The following is a 16,907-nucleotide window of genomic DNA, read 5'->3' on the forward strand; positions in this document are numbered from 1 at the left end:
AAATGTCGATCTTAAAAATACTTATCTTTGGCATAAGCGCTTAAAACTCGGCATCAACTTGAAAGCGCATTGATTCACCAGTTACAGGATGTTGGAGTATCAATAAATCAGCATGTAAATGCAGGCGATTAGCGCGAGTCCCGTAGAGATCATCACCTAAAATCGGCGTATTTAACCCTTCTAAATGGGCACAATGCACTCTGAGTTGGTGGGTTCGACCCGTTTTAGGCGACAAATACACTCGAGTTTGATTGGCCGATTCATCGATTTGACTCGCTTGCCAATAGGTTTGCGCCGCTTTACCAAACTCATGGCACACCAGTTGCCTTGGTCTGTCGTCTAAATCTCCCCGCAGGGGTAAAGATATTTCGCCATTTGGCTGTTTGCTGGCCATTACAGCAGGGATCCCCGCTAAAAGAGCCACATAACGTTTAGTTACCGTGCGCTGGATAAACTGTTTTTGCAGTTGTTTATGGGCATCTTTTGTTAGTGCGATCACCATTAACCCCGAGGTCGACATATCGAGTCGATGAACGATAAGTGGGCCCGTGGCATTAGGAAAGGTTTGTTGCATGCGTGAATACACTGATTCTGTAATGTCTTTGCCCGGCACGGATAAAAACTCGGCGGGTTTATTCACAATCGCCATGACATCGTCTTGATAGACAATAGCTAAGGTTTTGCCTAGTGCAGGATTAGCAAGTAGCGGATTGTCATCAACGCTGAGCCCTTCGAGCATATGCCCTAAAATGGGATGGCATTTACGTCGGCAGGCGGGATAAAACTGTTTATGTTGGCGGATTTCTGATTTTGGCGGTGCGCCCCACCAAAACTCGGCAATTGCCAGCGGTTTGAGATTGTGTTTAAAGGCGTAATGTAACAGTTTTGGTGCGGCACATTCACCCGAACCCGCAGGTGGCGTTAGTTCTACTGTGCCTTTAAAGATGCTGTAAAGGCTCTTTTCTACGCCCTGAATATTCAAAAAACGATACTGCTCAAACAGCTTTTGCTGCAGCGCCGCAGAGAGTTGTTTACGTTGCAGTCTTAATGCATCGCGATCATCGGTAAGTAGACTTAACTCTTGGCTGATGGCATTAATTCGCTCATCCCAATAGTGTTTAATATCTCTTAGCTGATTTTTTTCATTAATACTTTCTTGGTTAAGCTTGGCTTCGATTACTGCATTTTCACGTAAGGTCTCATCAGTCGGCTTGATCGCCAATTGGACTGCGAGTTGATTGCGCTGCGCCTTGCGTGATTGACGGCTGTCGATCATCAATTGTCTGTGGACGGCAAGTTTGGTTGCTGCTTGCGCTTGCTCAGCATTAAGATTGGTTGATAGACGGGGAATATCGGGATGATTTTCTAGCGCGAAGAGTTGGGCATTAAGCTGATTGATTTGCAGATTTTCAGCGTGAAAAAAATTATCTTTTGCTAGCATATCAAACACCGGAGGGACGAAGTGTGGCCAATGGTTTTGCTCGGCTAACTTGCCCGAAAATGCTGATAAATAACCCACTTCACCCTGTGGGTTTTGCACCAGTAATACGCCAAACATTTTGCCAATGGCGCCAGTTAACTCACCCGTTAGACCAAAATTATGCTGCCAATTATTTTGAGTCTCAAGATGCTGCTGTAATTCGTTTGCGGCGATAACGCACAGTGGATGCGGCTCGTAATAGAAAGGAAACGTAAAACGCTGCGGCAGCGCATAGGCATCAATGGCTTGGGTGAAAGGGGTAAAGCATGAGGGCTGAAGAGGCATATTGAGTTCTACTTTCTACTACTGTTGGTTGCTGCTGTGGTGTTTTATAAGTCACACGCTTGACATAAAGAGTCTTAAATAAAAGCTTAAAATAAAAAAGTCAGGCACAGCGCTTATGGTGCAAGGCGTGGAAACACCGCCCATAGAATAAGGCCGCTAGTTTACTCTGTGCATTCTGCGTGGTCACTTTTTATTGAAGGTGGTTGATTATTCTGGTTCTGTATTAAAAAACGGGAAATGCGCAGATGCTTATCTCCCGTTTTTTAGTGTGTGCTTGAGCTTAATGTTAAGCGGCTAACATAGTTAAAAAATGACTTTTATCTTGCTAGCGCTATCGAGTGCCTTACTTATTGCGCTGTCGATATCGATATCACGTGCAAGCGCGACACCTAAGCGGCGGCGGCCATCAATGTCGGGTTTGGCGAATAATCTGAGTTGAGTGTTGACCGCTTCTAATGCAGCGGCAATACCTTGATAGCGAATATTACTTGAGGTGCCTTCAGCCAAAATCACCGCTGAGGCACTTGGCCCATGCTGGTGGATATTGGGTATGGGCAGGCCAAGAATCGCCCTTACATGCAGGGCAAACTCGGATAAATCTTGGCTAATGAGTGTGACTAAGCCGGTATCGTGCGGCCGAGGTGAGACTTCTGAAAAGTACACGTCATTGCCTTTGATAAACAGCTCTACGCCAAATAATCCATAACCGCCAAGGTTCTCAACGACTTTACTGGCAATCGCTTGCGACTTTGCTAACACTTCAGCGGACATGGCTTGTGGCTGCCATGACTCACGGTAATCACCATCTTCTTGCCTGTGACCAATGGGCGCACAAAAATGAATACCATTGACGGCGCTTATGGTTAACAGCGTGATTTCATAATCGAAGGCTATAAAGCCTTCTACGATAATGCGACCACCGCCAGCGCGGCCCCCTTCTTGGGCGTATTGCCACGCTTTATGGCTTTGGGCAACATCGCGAATAACGCTCTGGCCTTTGCCCGATGAGCTCATGACCGGCTTAACCACACACGGCAGACCAATTTTACTTATAGCTTGATTAAATTCAGTTTCAGTATCACAAAAAAAGTAAGGTGAGGTGGGTAACCCTAAGGTTTCGGCGGCGAGGCGACGAATGCCTTCTCTGTCCATCGTTAGCTTCGTTGCCCTCGCTGTCGGGATGATATTTATGCCTTGCGCTTCCATTTCAACTAAGGTTTGGGTGGCAATGGCTTCAATCTCAGGGATAACTAAATGCGGTTTTTCTAACTCAATTACTGCCCGCAGCGCGTTAGCATCGAGCATATTGATCACATGGGAGCGATGCGCGACCTGCATAGCAGGAGCGTTGGCATAACGGTCAACGCCAATCACTTCTACGCCTAAGCGTTGTAGCTCAATGGCTACCTCTTTGCCAAGTTCACCGCAGCCGAGCAACATGGCGCGTCGTGCGCCCTCAGTGTAGGGAGTGCCTATCATGTGTGGATACCTTTTAAACAGTTGTAGGGATTGCGTCATGGCGCGCAACTTAACCCTGAGTTTAGCGCGAACAGTAGTTGGGATCATGATGTAAATAAGCAAGTGTGCAGCGGATCACTGGGTTTAGTGTGAACTCAGTCAATTTTATAACCTATAAAGTTGTTGGTTTTTTGCTTAATTTGTTTATTAAATGTTAATTTACAAAGTAAGGTATTCAATAAAAATTATTTTAGACGTGAACATGGCAAACAAAGGGGGGCTTGATAATGTTTTTAGATTACTTTGCGTTAGGAGTGTTGTTGTTTGTAGTAGTGGTCATTTTTTATGGGGTGATTGCGATCCATGACATTCCATACGAAATTGCAAAAAAACGTAATCACCCACAGCAAGATGCTTTGCATATCGCGGGATGGGTGAGTTTGTTTACTTTGCATGCTATTTGGCCATTTTTATGGATATGGGCGACCTTGTACCGAGAAGACCGTGGTTGGGGTTTTAGTACTGTAGCGAAGCGAGAGTTGAGCCTAGAGGAAGATGTGAGCACTCTACGCCAGACAGTAACTAATCTACAAGCAAGGCTAGATCAATTAGAACAGGCGAAAACAAATGTTGTAGAGCCTGTTATTACAAATAAAGTCGAGGTGTAACATGGATTTATTACTCATACTGACCTACGCCGCTATTTGTATTGTTATTTTTAAAGTTTTTAAAATCCCACTGACAAAATGGACGGTACCTACCGCAGTTTTGGGGGGAGTAGTGATCATTAGTGCATTGATATTGGTGATGAACTACAACCATCCTTATTCGAGCTTTGCGCGGGAGTATTTTGTCTCTATTCCTATCACACCCGCGGTAAAAGGGTTAGTGATTAGTGTTGAAGTACAGCCTAATACTCAGGTTAAACAAGGAGATGTACTTTTTCGTATTGATCCTATTCCCTTTGAAGCTGTGGTTAAGCGTAAACGTGCCGCTTTAATCGCCGCCGAGCTAGAAGTGCCACAGCTCGCTGCTGCATGGGAATCGGCTAAAGCCAATGTTGAGCGGGTTAATGCCGATAAAGAACGCAATAAATCTGCATACGAGCGCTATGAAAATGGTCATCGTAAAGGAGGGGTTAACTCTCCATTTACTGCGCTAGAATTGGATAACAAACGTCAGCTTTACCTCGCTTCTGAAGCCCAGTTAATGGTAGCTAAATCAGATGAATTACGGGTGAGGCTAGCCTATGAGTCTAATATTGACGGCGTTAATACTAAAGTCGCGGGCTTACAGGGCGATTTAGACGGTGCTATCTATGACTTAGAACAAACCGTGGTTCGTGCGCCAGCCGATGGTGTGGTGACGCAAATGGCGCTACGTCCAGGAGCTATGGCTGTGCCTATCCCATTACGCCCAGTGATGAGTTTTATCCCTAATGAGCAACGTTATTTTGCGGGTGCTTTTTGGCAAAATTCCCTACTACGCCTAAAGGAAGGTGATGAGGCTGAGGTGATTCTTGATGCAGCACCAGGGCAAGTGTTTACTGGTCGTGTCGCTAAAGTACTGCCTGCTATGTCAGAGGGTGAAGTACAAATGGGCGGAGTGCTACAGTCCTCGGATCGTATGTTTCAAACCGGTCGAGTTATCGTCTTAATTGAGATTGATGACGATGTCATTCGTAAAGGTTTCCCCGCAGGGGTATCAGGACAAGTGGCTATTTATACTGAGCATTTTCACCATGTATCTGTCATGCGTAAGGTGTTGCTCAGGATGCAAGGTTGGTTGAATTACCTGTATCATTAATCGCTGCTCGCAGAACGCTATTTTAGCATTAGCAAAAGTGATTGAAAGCGAGTAGATAAACGAATGGTGTGATTTAGCTTAATAATGATGTGATTTAGCTTAATGAAGTGAGATTAGCGCTGATGTGAGTCAAATATGACGACATCAGCGCTTTTTTACTTTAATGGTTTAACTCAATCGATGACAATCAATACACTGCTAGATATCAAAGGCGAGGCTACCCGGTGTTAAGAATGGCCAGCTGAGACGGGTCGGTGAGCTGTCGCCCTTTGCACCAAAGAAGTAACCTGTTCTTGGCGTGGCGTATACCAAACTACCTTTTTGTAGCCCGAGCTCCTGCAGATGATGTTGAGTGAATTTAGCCTCCCATAGTTCTTTGCTATGCCAGCCGTGTGGTGCTAATTCCACTCTCACTTCGGCGCCTACTGGGGTTATGGCAACAATATCAAACGGCAAGTTGGCCTGACTATTCGGTTTGTCTGACAGTGTTAATTCGTGACTACGGACATAAAGTGCGCCATCTTGCTGCAATGTCTGCTGCGCTGGAGGCACCAAAAATGCTTGGCCATTTTGCCAACGATTTTGTTGCCAACTGGCTTCAAACACATTGACGTTACCCAGAAAATCAAACACAAAGCGACTATTGGGGTGCGAGTATAGCTCAGCAGGCGTATTAATTTGTTCTATATGACCATTGCTCATTACGACCACTCTATCAGAGAGCTCAAGTGCTTCATCTTGATCGTGGGTCACAAATACACTGGTGAATTTTAATTCCTCATGCAGGCTACGTAACCAGCGGCGTAATTCTTTACGCACTTTGGCATCTAAGGCACCAAAGGGTTCATCTAGGAGCAGCACTTCGGGTTGCGTCGCTAATGCGCGCGCCAAGGCAATCCGCTGTTTTTGTCCGCCCGACAGTTGCTCAGGGTAGCGCTTAGCGAGATGGCCTAATTGCACTGTTTCTAGCAGTTGTGTCACTCGTTTACTAATTTCTGCCGCGCAAAGCCTTTGTTTTTTAGGCATCACTTCGAGCCCAAAGGCGACGTTATCTGCTACCGTCATATGGCGAAATAGCGCATAGTTTTGAAATACAAACCCTACTCTTCTTTCACGTACATGGACTTGGGTAACCTCTCTGTCACCAAAATGAATGCTGCCGCTATCAGCGCCTTCAAGACCGGCAATAATTCGCAGTAATGTGGTTTTACCTGAACCTGAGGGGCCCAGTAAGCCAATCATTTCTCCTTCTTGAATATCAAGAGTGAGTGGAGAAAGCGCTTGGAACTGGCCAAACGTCTTAGAAATATTAGTCAGTCGAATACTCATAATGGACTCTGCTCTTTATTGTCATTGGCGGTTAAACTGCGTTGTTGTCGCCATTCAACTACGGCTTTTAGCATTAGGGTCAATAGGGCAATTAAGGCCAGTAATGACGCGCTCGCGAAGGCGGCCTCAGCCTGATAATCTTCGTACAATAATTGTACATGCAATGATAAGGTGTTGGTTTCACCGCGGATATTACCTGAGACAACCGCAACCGCGCCAAATTCCCCCACTGCTCTAGCATTGGTGAGGATCACACCGTAAATCAGTGCCCATTTGATATTGGGAAATGTCACGCGGCGAAATAGTTGCCACCATGATGCTCCGAGAATAACGGCCGCTTCTTCTTCCGACGCCCCCTGTTGTTGCATTAATGGAATGAGCTCTCTGGCGACAAAGGGGCAAGTAACAAAAATGGTCACTAGCAGTATTCCTGGCCATGCAAACATGACCTGTAAATCGTGCTCATATAGCCATTCGCCAAGCCAGCCGTTACTGCCATAGAGTAGTAAATACAGTAAACCTGCGACGACAGGGGATACCGCAAACGGGATATCAATGAGTGTGATAAGTAACTTGCGGCCGGGGAATTCAAACCGAGTAACACTCCATGCCAGCATAATGCCGAATATTAAGTTGATAGGCACCGTTAGCGCCGCCACAATCAAGGTTAAGCCAATCGCATGTAGCGTATCAGGCTGACTTAGGTGCCCAATATAACGTTGCCAGCCGCCAACGAGAGCTTGTTGAAAAATACTTAGCAGGGGTACTAGCAAAAATAATAAGGCTAAGAGCACTGCGAGTGTAATCAGGCTCCATTTTATAAGGGGCGCTTCACCGACTCTTAAGGGTTTAAATGAGTTCATATTCGCTCCTTAACGTCCATGAATACGGCGCAGATAACGCGCCTGCCACAGGTTTATTAGCAGTAATAACAGTAACGAGGTCAGTAAAACTACCGAAGCAATGGCGCTGGCACCTGCAAAATCAAACTCTTGTAAGCGGACAAAAATCATTAATGAAGTGATTTCGCTGATATAGGGCATATTACCGGCGATAAAAATAACGGCGCCAAACTCACCCAAGCTACGGGTAAAAGACAGTGCGGTTCCCATCATTAATGCTGGCCATAAAGATGGTAAAATAATGTGCCAAAATACTGCCCGATCCGAGGCGCCAAGGGTCATGCCCGCTTCTTCTTCATCGTGGGACAACTCTTCCAGTACCGGTTGTACTGTTCGTACCACAAAGGGAATGCTGGTGAAAATCATCGCTACCACTATGCCTAAGGGGGTGTACGCAACTTTTATTCCAAACTCGGCAAGCATACTACCAATTTGGCCATTTGCGGCATAAAGGCTGGCTAAGGTGATACCTGCAACTGCGGTGGGTAATGCAAAGGGTAAATCCACTAATGCATCAACTATGCGTTTACCCGGAAATTCATAACGCACCAGTACCCATGCGAGCAATAATCCGAAAAGGCAGTTAAATAACGATGCCGCTAGTGCCGATAAAATAGTAACGCGATAACTGGCCACCACTCTGGGATCGGAAATCACGCCCCAATATTCAGACCAGCTCATTGAACTGGTCTGCATGATAAGCCCTGAAATCGGCAATAATAGGATCAGGCTGACGAATAGTAGGGACACACCTAAGCTGATGCTAAAACCTGGAAGAACCCGCTTATGGCGTAAACGCCCGTTATTAAAAATCACAGAATAATCACCCGATCAGGTTAATTGAATTAAAACCAATACAATTTGTTTATCGTCAGTCATTTGCGACCAGAGATAAGACAATCAAAACTCTCTTCACTGTTTGCAATAATGACGACTGAATACCACAAAACTATTGAACCCGGGACTTAGCCCGGGTTGCAATGTTTACCTTTTATAACATCAGTTTGAGATTAACGCTTGAGTAATTGATCAAGTTTTGCACCGTTAGCAAATTGGGTTTTCATGGCGTTATCCCAACCACCAATGATTTGCTCAACAGTTAGTAGGTCAACCGTAGGGAACTGTTTAGCAAACTCTGCCTGAACTTTTTCGTTATGTACTCGATAGTTGAAACCTGCCAATAAACGTTGTGCTTCTTCGCTGTAGAGATACTGTAAATACTCAGTTGCTAGTTCAATCGTACCGTTACGTTTAGCATTTTTCTCGACAACTGCAACTGGGAACTCAGCTAGAATCGATGTTTTTGGTACAATAACTTGGTAATCGTCAGCACCATACTGTTGGCGGATATTGTTCACTTCTGACTCAAAGGTAATCAATACATCGCCGATATTACGCTCTACAAAAGAGGTGGTTGCACCACGGCCGCCAGTATCAAATACGGCTACATTGCCGAGAAACTTTTTCAGGAATTGATCCTGTTCAACCAGATTATCTTTCCCCAAAGTTTTCTGGGCATAACCTAATGCACCTAAATAAGTATAGCGGGCATTGCCAGAGGTTTTTGGGTTAGGGAATACCAGTTTAACGTCATCTTTAGCTAAATCACCCCAGTCACTGATTTGCTTTGGATTACCTTTACGCACCAAAAATGCAATGGTGGAATAGTAAGGTGAGCTGTCATTTGGTAACAATTTTTGCCAGTTCTCAGGGATCAATTTACCGCGATCGTATAGTACTTGTACGTCTGTCACTTGGTTAAACGTCACCACATCTGCTGGCAAACCCTGCAAAATAGAGCGTGCCTGCGCCGATGAACCCGCGTGAGATTGTTTAATCTCGACAGTTTTACCGGTTTTTTCTTGCCAATGTTTAGCAAAAACAGGGTTATAGGCACTGAATAATTCCCGTGCAATATCGTACGAAGAATTTAGCAGGGTTTGATCTGCGGCAGCCACATTGAGTGACGTCCCCAGAAAGAGGGTCCCTAGCAGGGCCTTTATTAATTTTACTGGCATTTTTAACTCCTTGGACTGGCGACTTTGTCAGCGTTGTTACCTATAGACTAATAGAAGTAATTGTTTATAAGAAGTCAGTTGTATAGAACCTTTTTGAATAACTATGAGCGATTTATTGTATACCATCAGCAATATTCAGCGTGTCTGTTCACGGTAACCCACATAGAATAGGCTATCGCTTAGCTATTTCTATCAAGTAAAGGATAACCACAGTGTCTGACTTTCCAACCATTGAAGCCTGTATTGGACAAACTCCACTCGTGCGCCTGCAACGGCTTAACTGTGGTGATTCCACTGTATTGTTAAAGTTGGAAGGGAATAATCCGGCGGGTTCAGTCAAGGATCGCGCAGCACTCAATATGATTATTCAGGCAGAGCTGCGCCAAGAGATAAGCCCAGGTGATACGCTCATCGAGGCGACGAGTGGTAATACTGGGATCGCACTAGCGATGGTGGCGGCCATTAAAGGGTACAAGATGATCCTGATTATGCCGCAAAACTCGACTCAGGAACGTAAAGATGCGATGCAAGCCTATGGTGCAGAACTTATGCTGGTGGATAACATGGAGACCGCACGGGATTTAGCGTTGCAGTTACAAACCGCAGGCAAAGGTAAGGTACTGGATCAATTTAATAATCAAGATAATGCTAACGCACATTTTATGACTACTGGCCCTGAAGTTTGGCAGCAGAGCCAAGGTAAAATCACTCATTTTGTCTCTAGCATGGGCACAACAGGCACCATTATGGGGGTGTCTAAATACCTTAAAAGCTGTAATGCCGACATCACTATTATTGGTCTTCAGCCTGCCGATGGCAGTGCGATTCCAGGGATCCGCCGCTGGCCGCAGGCGTACTTGCCCGAAATTTTTGATGCATCCCGCGTGGATGTCGTGATGGATATTGAAGAGCAAGATGCAAAAGACATGACTAGAACCTTAGCCCGAGAAGAGGGGATTTGTGCGGGAGTCAGCTCTGGCGGCGCCGTGTTTGCTGCGCTAAAGATTGCCAAACAATATCCGGGGTCAGTGGTGGTGGCGATTATTTGTGATCGCGGCGATCGTTATCTTTCATCAGGGATTTTTTCCTAAATCTACGATTGTGGCTTCGGGCGATGCGAATACCTTATCAATAAAAATGAGCGATATACGCCCATTCTATTAAGTTATTAGTAGTTATTTTTGCGGTGGGAACTGCGCTAAAATCCGGCTAACCGCCTTAGCGGTATCTTGGGCTTTTTGATCTCCGCCAGCATCAAAGTTAAAACTATCGCTGCCGCGCCAAATCAACGCTTTAGTTTTAGGATCGATAATATCAATTTGAATAGTCTGAATTTTTGCGCTATCACTGCCCAGTGGCACGCCAACGCTGGTGCCTATTCCTATACCTCCTGAGCTACCAAATGTACCCGTGCCTAAGCCGATTGAAAGACCTGAGTCTTTAGGTTTGTCTTGGGTTAGCAGTGCGTAAGAGACATTAAAGTCAGGCACTGGAGCATTCTCGGTAAAACCCTTCTGGCTCAATTGATGACTTATTTCAACCTGAATACGCTGGGCGCTTAATGGATCGTCGGTTTTCTGTGGTGTGAGCTGTGCAAAGTTATGTAGCGCGCTGAAATCGTAATTAAGATCGTAATCATTTTTCGGTTTACTGCTGCAAGCGCTTAATAAGGCAACAGCGACTAGCAGACTAGCAAAGTAACGGTATCCCATAATAGTGCTCCAAGTTGTACAAACTCCGTCCAATGTGCCTTGATTATAGACGTTTCTGCAAGTACTTTAGATAAGAGTGTTGTATTTACATCCCTTTTACCATCAGGCAGCGACGTTATTTAATAGGCGTTGGTGCTTGAGAGAGAAATTGCAGCAGGTTATGGAACAGTTAGCCTTTTTTGAAATCCCTAGTCCTTGTATCGGAGTGTGCCATACCGATGCGCGTGGTTACTGTAATGGTTGCCTGCGTAGCCGTGACGAAAGATTTAATTGGTTAACGTTTTCAGCTGCGCAAAAGTACGATGTGATCCGCTTATGTACCCAACGTAAACGCCGTCGTCAGCTGGCAATAATGAAAGCACGGCAAACTCAACTTGAGCGAGAAAGAGCCGAATTAAATCCGCAACTGAATTTCGACCCTGAGCCAGAAGCCTCGCTGGATTTTGGTGGTTTTGAGCTTGACTAACCTAGTATGAGGCCATAGCTTGAGTGTCACTATACGGTTAAAAGGTTGTATTACAGCTGGCGTTTTATCGGCCAATTAAGGTTAAAGCACGTCTGGTATGGATTACTGCTAACGCTGACATCGCCTTGATGTCGCTGCATAATACGTTTGATTATAGCAAGCCCTAAACCGTGCCCTTTATTACCATTTTGCACCGATTGGCTGCGATAAAAAGGCTCAAATACTTTAGGTAAATCAACCGCCGGTATAGGTTCACCATCGTTACTCACACTTAAATTCACTCTGTGCTGTGTCTGTTTAACTTCTATGATGATTTCAGTGCGGGCAAAGCGTTGTGCATTGGTCAGTAAATTTTGCAGTGTACGTTCGATTAATGCAGGTTCACCTAGTAGTGGCAGTTTATCAATAGTCGTCTTAATGACGAGTGGGATTGGACTTAAGTTTTCTAAACGTTTAATCGTTTGATTGATTAGCTGAATTAAATCGTACTCATCTAATTGGATCCCTTCTCGCTGGGATTCTAAGCTGGCATAAGTCAGTAGTTCTTGCAGTAAATCTTCAATCTCTTTGATATCGATTTGCATTTCATCAATAAAATTTTGTCGCTTTTGTGCGTCAGAATCGGGCTGACAATACATAGGAATTAACGCAAGGGCGAATTTAAGCCTAGCCAGCGGGGTGCGGATCTCATGGGATACCGCATTCGATAGGTGTTTTTGATTTTCAATTAAGGCGCTGATGTGCCGTGCCATTTCGTTAAATGTATTAGCTAAAGGTTTAACTTGAGAGCGATTTGACAGGGTAATACGGGTGTCCCATTTGGCCTCGCCAAATTCTTTGGTTGCCTTACGTAGTATGCTCAAATCCCGTGAAAGTGGACCGACCCAAATTAGTGCCACAAGGGCGAGTGATAAATAAAAGAACAGCGTGAATAGGCTGCGAAGGTTTGCTCTAGGATCGATATCCAGCGGCCCCGCCATTAATACTTGATCGCCGACTCTAATAAATTGCAGCAGGCTATTGTTGTTAGTGGTGGTGAACACTTTATTGCTACTCAAGGCTTGATTGTCTAACAGCGCAACTTGATCGGCGTTTAGTAATTGTAGTGGCATTACAGGATTAGCTGGGATCGTCTCCAAATATCGTTGACGAGTATCGGCAGGGAGCTCAGCTAATAATTGCGCGAATGCGACTAGTGGCGCATCGAGAGCGTTATTATCATCGACATTTTTCTGCCACAGGCTGTCGAGTGTCCAGCCAATCCCAAGCACGCTGAGACTGAGTAGCAGATATAAACTGATAAAGAGGCGCTTCACTGGATGGTTACTTAGTTATTCCAAGCTTCAGGAGCAAATAAATAACCTTGCCCCCAAACGGTTTTAATTCTGAATGGTGTCTCAATACTATCGTTGAGTTTTTTACGTAATCTAGAAACACGCACATCAATTTTTCTATCTTTACCATCAAAATCAATGTTGAGTAGTAATTGATAGATATATTGACGGCTAAGCACTTGGCCTGCTTGTGAGGCGAGTAGCCATAATAACTCGAACTCGTGACTGGTTAAATCGACTTCCGTTTCGTTAAGGCGAATCGCATGGGTATGCGGGTCGATACTCAGTTTTCCAAAGGTTAAGCAGTGTGATTCGGCCTGCGGTGGCTGGTTTTGACGACGTAGTAAGTTGTTAATTCGCGCCACTAATAAGGCGGGATCAACGGGCTTAACTACATAGTCATCGGCACCGAGTTCTAAGCCTTTGATTTGATCTTCGGGTGAACCTAACGCGCTCATCAGTAGGATCGGGCCGGCGAAATAATCGGGCAGTTTTTCACACAAGGTGAGACCATCCATACCGGGCAGCATAATGTCTAACAGTATGATATCGGGCTTGTAATTGATTAATCGAGTTAATACCGTATCGCCACGGCGTTCAACTTCAACATGCATACCATGGGACTTTAAGTAATCGACAATAAGGTTTGCAAGGCGAACATCGTCTTCAACCAATAATACTCTGTGGTTCGATTGTGGGCTGGTCATTAAAATAAACTCCAAGGGTTGCGATAACGTCTGCGAACCTGAGGTTGTGCTGCAGAAGTGATTTTAAGTTTGGCGCTCGCCAACGTTTGGTTACTGTCTTTACTCACCATGATAAATTCAATGTCCGTTGAGGTATGAATTTTCATCTGTAAAGTATTTGTTAAAACGGAATCACTACACCATTTTGGATAGGCAATATTGTCAGATAAAATACAGACAAGCTCATTTTTGGCTAATGTCCAGTGTAGTTCTATATCGATGTCGCAGGCTTGATTATCTAAACTGGTGATACAAATTTCAGGTGTCAGTTTAAGTACAGCATCGCGGCTATTAGCTTGTGCTAAATGTGGGCTTACTAAACTGAGGCTTAAACCGATCAAAGCCAGCCAGCTTAATTGAGACAGCGTCACTAATATTAGAACCTATAAGCAGCACCGACAAAATAGGTGCGGCTATAGTCTTGTATTAACAAGGGGCTGGCGGCAATTTCATCGGCTATTTGAGTATAACGAACTGCCAACAGTAGATCCCAATTGTCAGTTAATACATAACGAGTTGTTATTTCTGCACCTTTATTCCACCCCGATTTTGCTTGGTAGTGTTCGCTCCAGTAAGCGTTTTCACTGGGCCGAACGCCGTAATAATAATCCACCACGGCTTGGCTCTTCCAATCAAATATCAATGCCAATTCAAAAATGAAACGATCGACCTCCCAGCCATTGCTCCACTTTATTTGGGCTTCAGAACCTTGGTGAACATTAAACATATCGTGGGTGTAGGCTAGGCGAACAATCCCCAACCTTGTATAGATAAAGGCTTCTGCGCCGCCAAGCATAGTAAAATTTCGCGTTTCTAGCGTATTAAACTCTGCTTCTGGTTCTGTGGTTAATGCTAAATTTGTCGTTGCCTTTGTCGGCATCTGGCTACTACGCTCTAAAAAAACATTCGATGGGTCCCAGCGATAAAAATAGGCTCTATCTAAGCTATAACTGGTCACTAAGTTGATGGTAAAGCTTTCTTGCTCGGCTAAGGTGTAACCTAAATTGCCATTATCAAAGAACCAGTTGTTACCGTAATAGGCGATGGTCGGAATAAAAAATAGAGGTATATCATTAAAGTCTTTTAATGGATTAGATTTTTGTCCCCAGCCAATCGCAACACCTAAGTCCCAGTTGTTCATCTCAATGCATTGACTTTCAGGCACGCAAGTCTGCTTCGCCATTCCAATTGAAGGCAAAATACTTAAGCTAACAATGAGGATAAATAGGATCCGGTGCATGATTTAACGATTAAAGCTGCAGTTGCCTGTACAGGAGGACAGAGTAGCACTTTACGAAAAATTCAACAGCGGTTTCATAAGGGGTGATGCAAAGTGATACAGTTATCGTGTAAATAGAATAAATGTAGAGCCTAGAAGTTGTAATGCATTAATTACCATGTAAAAAAACCTATTTTCACATGGTGTTATGATTGGTTTTTTAAGATTTAAACGAGCCATTATTACATTTGGCTTTTAACCCAAATAAGGTCGGCTGTCGTTAAGTGATTATTTAAATTATAAATAATAATGCCATTCGCTGATGTGAATGGCATTGGATGAATATAGAGCTTATGTTTTGCGATAATACGATGAGATTTGAATGAAGATTAATTGACCTCAGTAACCGATTTGTAGCCTATCTCAGTGAGTTGATCATTTACACAGTCCAGCACATATTGTGTAAGTTCCGCATTCTCGACTTGATCTTCAGAGGCCATCTGTTGACAGACTTCTTTCAGCTGAGCTACATCGGCTGCGGGTGCAGACGGTAAACTTGAATCGTCAGCAAACGAAGTGGCACTAACTAATGCTAATAAGGTAAAAACAGCTGATAACTTCTTCATATTATTTCCTTTAGTTATGTATTGTTAACAACAGTTCAAGAAGTATCCTCTTAATATAACTGCGTCAACCATCGCAATTTAGCACTGCTATTCTGTTTTTGATATAAATAATTTTGACCTTTTGAGGTTAAGTGTTTTTTTGCTATTTTCCCTTGATTCGCTTCAGGTCAGTGGAGTGATTTAGTTACCTTCACGAGTTTCAATTATGCCATCCTCCCGGTATTTCACGCGGTTTAAGCTATGGGTAATTAAAGTTGTACTCTACGGCTCGCGAGTTAAGTCGGTATTTTACCAATGTGTTTTATCCATAGATAAATGTTGTCTATAGAGTTTGATGTCAGTATCAATATGCGCTGTTAGCTGTACAAGTTTTATACCTTGAAAGTCATGTCGCAAAACTTATGCTCCCTGAATTCTAGCTAAAACTTAAGCGTTCAACCCATATAGACCATTAGCGTTCTAAAATGTGGGTTTCTTCCAAAAGTGCCGCTTTCATCACCTTAAGGGTAAATTTGCGATAAAGAGCATAATTCTCGCAGTTTTATCCTTCATTTCAGGTGATGATTTTTGAGTGTTTGTAGCTGAATAATGCGCTAGCTGTAGAAATTGGTATTAAATGCGACCTGAAGCAGGTTACAGGCTATTTTTATTTTAGGATATTGAATTAAAAAGGATTAATTTCTATGTGTTTTTAGAATGACTTTATTTTGTATTTTAAAATATTTAAAATGATGTTTTTAAATGATTTTTTGTTGTAACCACCTGTTTTAAATGATTCCTTTGCTAACGGTATTGTTATTCTCTAGAATGCGCCGCTCTTGCTGATGTGCAAATAGAAGGTTAATGGCTGATGCTATTGATTTTTTATTGAATTATTTATCTTATAGGGGAATGCAGTGTCTGCAAAATTGGCTAATCCGGCGCCACTGGGTTTAATGGGCTTTGGTATGACAACGATTTTATTAAATATCCATAACGCGGGTTACTTCCCTATTGATTCGATGATCTTAGCCATGGGGATTTTTTACGGCGGCATTGGTCAAGTGATTGTGGGTATTATGTGTTTTATGCGCGGCGATACTTTCGGTACGACGGCATTTACCTCATACGGTTTGTTTTGGTTAACACTGGTGGGGTTAATTCTGATGCCTAATGCGGGTATTGCGGCCAGTCCAACGTATTTTATGGGGTGGTATTTGACGCTGTGGGGCATATTTACTGCATTTATGTTTGTGGGTTCTTTGCGTTATCCCAGAGCTAAGCAGTTTGTCTTTGCTTCATTGACTATTTTGTTTTTTTTGCTTGCAGCACGTGATTTTACCGGCAATGTCTTAATCGGCACTATTGCGGGCTTTGAAGGTATCATTTGCGGCGCGAGTGCAATTTATTTTGCGATGGCGCAGGTACTTAATAATGAGTATGGCCGCACGATTTTACCGATTGGTGAACTAAAGCTGTAACCCTTAGCGCATGTGTAGCTGTAAAAAAGGCTGATATGGATCAGCCTTTTATTTGGATTTTTTTAG

17 protein-coding genes are annotated in these 16,907 nt (G+C 43.8%); 5 read left to right on the forward strand and 12 right to left on the reverse strand.

Translation table 11 applies throughout. The features are described 5' to 3' along the window. Positions 1 to 40: 40 nt before the first annotated feature. Positions 41 to 1,765 carry an RluA family pseudouridine synthase gene (locus tag C9I43_RS02115; protein WP_107881820.1) on the reverse strand — a complete coding sequence of 575 codons (1,725 nt, stop codon included), beginning with the start codon at positions 1,763 to 1,765 and terminating at the stop codon, positions 41 to 43. Positions 1,766 to 2,068: 303 nt separating this feature from the next. Then, positions 2,069 to 3,244: a formate-dependent phosphoribosylglycinamide formyltransferase gene (purT, locus tag C9I43_RS02120; protein ID WP_107881822.1), complete on the reverse strand. Its 1,176-nt coding sequence runs from the start codon at positions 3,242 to 3,244 to the stop codon at positions 2,069 to 2,071. A 266-nt stretch (positions 3,245 to 3,510) separates the two neighbouring features. Here purT and C9I43_RS02125 point away from each other — a divergent pair, with 266 nt between their 5' ends. After that, positions 3,511 to 3,891 (forward strand): DUF3302 domain-containing protein, encoded by a 381-nt coding sequence (locus C9I43_RS02125; protein ID WP_107881824.1) that lies wholly within the window; start codon positions 3,511 to 3,513, stop codon positions 3,889 to 3,891. A gap of 1 nt (position 3,892) precedes the next feature. Further along, on the forward strand, positions 3,893 to 5,029 hold the full coding sequence (locus C9I43_RS02130) for an HlyD family secretion protein (RefSeq protein WP_107881826.1): 1,137 nt from the start codon (positions 3,893 to 3,895) through the stop codon (positions 5,027 to 5,029). 198 nt (positions 5,030 to 5,227) lie between these two features. On the opposite strand, the gene C9I43_RS02135 is transcribed toward C9I43_RS02130, so the two are convergent. The 4 genes from C9I43_RS02135 to cysP all read right to left on the reverse strand — a co-directional run bounded on the left by C9I43_RS02135 (position 5,228) and on the right by cysP (position 9,278). Further along, positions 5,228 to 6,358 (reverse strand): sulfate/molybdate ABC transporter ATP-binding protein, encoded by a 1,131-nt coding sequence (locus C9I43_RS02135; protein ID WP_107881828.1) that lies wholly within the window; start codon positions 6,356 to 6,358, stop codon positions 5,228 to 5,230. Further along, a complete protein-coding gene (gene cysW, locus C9I43_RS02140) occupies positions 6,355 to 7,221 on the reverse strand; it encodes a sulfate ABC transporter permease subunit CysW (protein WP_107881830.1) in 867 nt (288 codons plus the stop codon). Before cysW ends, C9I43_RS02135 begins: the two co-directional genes overlap by 4 nt. 9 nt (positions 7,222 to 7,230) lie before the next feature. Beyond that, positions 7,231 to 8,076, reverse strand: a complete 846-nt coding sequence (gene cysT / locus C9I43_RS02145) for a sulfate/thiosulfate ABC transporter permease CysT (protein WP_107881832.1) — start codon at positions 8,074 to 8,076, stop codon at positions 7,231 to 7,233. A 194-nt stretch (positions 8,077 to 8,270) separates the two neighbouring features. Next, complete coding sequence (cysP, locus tag C9I43_RS02150; protein WP_107881834.1) at positions 8,271 to 9,278, reverse strand: thiosulfate ABC transporter substrate-binding protein CysP; 1,008 nt, start codon at positions 9,276 to 9,278, stop codon at positions 8,271 to 8,273. Between the two features lie 212 nt (positions 9,279 to 9,490). Between cysP and cysM the strand changes: the two genes are divergently transcribed. Beyond that, on the forward strand, positions 9,491 to 10,369 hold the full coding sequence (cysM, locus tag C9I43_RS02155) for a cysteine synthase CysM (protein WP_107881836.1): 879 nt from the start codon (positions 9,491 to 9,493) through the stop codon (positions 10,367 to 10,369). Between the two features lie 84 nt (positions 10,370 to 10,453). On the opposite strand, the gene C9I43_RS02160 is transcribed toward cysM, so the two are convergent. Next, on the reverse strand, positions 10,454 to 10,990 hold the full coding sequence (locus C9I43_RS02160; protein ID WP_076500896.1) for a DUF4136 domain-containing protein: 537 nt from the start codon (positions 10,988 to 10,990) through the stop codon (positions 10,454 to 10,456). A 160-nt stretch (positions 10,991 to 11,150) separates the two neighbouring features. Between C9I43_RS02160 and C9I43_RS02165 the strand changes: the two genes are divergently transcribed. Beyond that, positions 11,151 to 11,456, forward strand: coding sequence for a DUF1289 domain-containing protein (locus C9I43_RS02165; protein ID WP_076500894.1), 306 nt, complete (start codon positions 11,151 to 11,153; stop codon positions 11,454 to 11,456). Positions 11,457 to 11,506: 50 nt separating this feature from the next. Here the strand turns inward: C9I43_RS02165 and C9I43_RS02170 are convergent, their stop codons facing one another. From C9I43_RS02170 to C9I43_RS02190, 5 genes are all read right to left on the reverse strand, one after another. Beyond that, positions 11,507 to 12,772 carry an ATP-binding protein gene (locus C9I43_RS02170; protein WP_107881838.1) on the reverse strand — a complete coding sequence of 422 codons (1,266 nt, stop codon included), beginning with the start codon at positions 12,770 to 12,772 and terminating at the stop codon, positions 11,507 to 11,509. An 11-nt stretch (positions 12,773 to 12,783) separates the two neighbouring features. Next, a complete protein-coding gene (locus tag C9I43_RS02175) occupies positions 12,784 to 13,497 on the reverse strand; it encodes a response regulator (RefSeq protein WP_076500889.1) in 714 nt (237 codons plus the stop codon). Further along, entirely contained in the window at positions 13,497 to 13,907 is a 411-nt protein-coding gene (locus tag C9I43_RS02180) for a DUF3019 domain-containing protein (RefSeq protein WP_107881840.1), read from the reverse strand. Before C9I43_RS02180 ends, C9I43_RS02175 begins: the two co-directional genes overlap by 1 nt. A gap of 5 nt (positions 13,908 to 13,912) precedes the next feature. Further along, positions 13,913 to 14,776, reverse strand: coding sequence for a MipA/OmpV family protein (locus C9I43_RS02185; protein WP_107881842.1), 864 nt, complete (start codon positions 14,774 to 14,776; stop codon positions 13,913 to 13,915). Between the two features lie 368 nt (positions 14,777 to 15,144). Next, positions 15,145 to 15,381: a hypothetical protein gene (locus tag C9I43_RS02190; protein ID WP_076500883.1), complete on the reverse strand. Its 237-nt coding sequence runs from the start codon at positions 15,379 to 15,381 to the stop codon at positions 15,145 to 15,147. Positions 15,382 to 16,277: 896 nt separating this feature from the next. On the opposite strand from C9I43_RS02190, the gene C9I43_RS02195 reads away from it, so the two are divergent. Next, complete coding sequence (locus tag C9I43_RS02195; protein WP_076500881.1) at positions 16,278 to 16,841, forward strand: acetate uptake transporter; 564 nt, start codon at positions 16,278 to 16,280, stop codon at positions 16,839 to 16,841. Positions 16,842 to 16,907 lie beyond the last annotated feature (66 nt).

Origin of the sequence: Shewanella morhuae (assembly GCF_003028295.1) — a bacterium.
GTDB lineage: Bacteria > Pseudomonadota > Gammaproteobacteria > Enterobacterales > Shewanellaceae > Shewanella > Shewanella morhuae.

What these genes read in the sequence shown, in the direction of transcription:
- C9I43_RS02115 (WP_107881820.1), bottom strand. Translation starts at nt 1,765, where the DNA reads ATGCCTCTTCAGCCCTCATGCTTTACCCCTTTCACCCAAGCCATTGAT.
- purT (WP_107881822.1), bottom strand. Translation starts at nt 3,244, where the DNA reads ATGATAGGCACTCCCTACACTGAGGGCGCACGACGCGCCATGTTGCTC.
- C9I43_RS02125 (WP_107881824.1), top strand. Translation starts at nt 3,511, where the DNA reads ATGTTTTTAGATTACTTTGCGTTAGGAGTGTTGTTGTTTGTAGTAGTG.
- C9I43_RS02130 (WP_107881826.1), top strand. Translation starts at nt 3,893, where the DNA reads ATGGATTTATTACTCATACTGACCTACGCCGCTATTTGTATTGTTATT.
- C9I43_RS02135 (WP_107881828.1), bottom strand. Translation starts at nt 6,358, where the DNA reads ATGAGTATTCGACTGACTAATATTTCTAAGACGTTTGGCCAGTTCCAA.
- cysW (WP_107881830.1), bottom strand. Translation starts at nt 7,221, where the DNA reads ATGAACTCATTTAAACCCTTAAGAGTCGGTGAAGCGCCCCTTATAAAA.
- cysP (WP_107881834.1), bottom strand. Translation starts at nt 9,278, where the DNA reads ATGCCAGTAAAATTAATAAAGGCCCTGCTAGGGACCCTCTTTCTGGGG.
- C9I43_RS02160 (WP_076500896.1), bottom strand. Translation starts at nt 10,990, where the DNA reads ATGGGATACCGTTACTTTGCTAGTCTGCTAGTCGCTGTTGCCTTATTA.
- C9I43_RS02165 (WP_076500894.1), top strand. Translation starts at nt 11,151, where the DNA reads ATGGAACAGTTAGCCTTTTTTGAAATCCCTAGTCCTTGTATCGGAGTG.
- C9I43_RS02175 (WP_076500889.1), bottom strand. Translation starts at nt 13,497, where the DNA reads ATGACCAGCCCACAATCGAACCACAGAGTATTATTGGTTGAAGACGAT.
- C9I43_RS02185 (WP_107881842.1), bottom strand. Translation starts at nt 14,776, where the DNA reads ATGCACCGGATCCTATTTATCCTCATTGTTAGCTTAAGTATTTTGCCT.
- C9I43_RS02190 (WP_076500883.1), bottom strand. Translation starts at nt 15,381, where the DNA reads ATGAAGAAGTTATCAGCTGTTTTTACCTTATTAGCATTAGTTAGTGCC.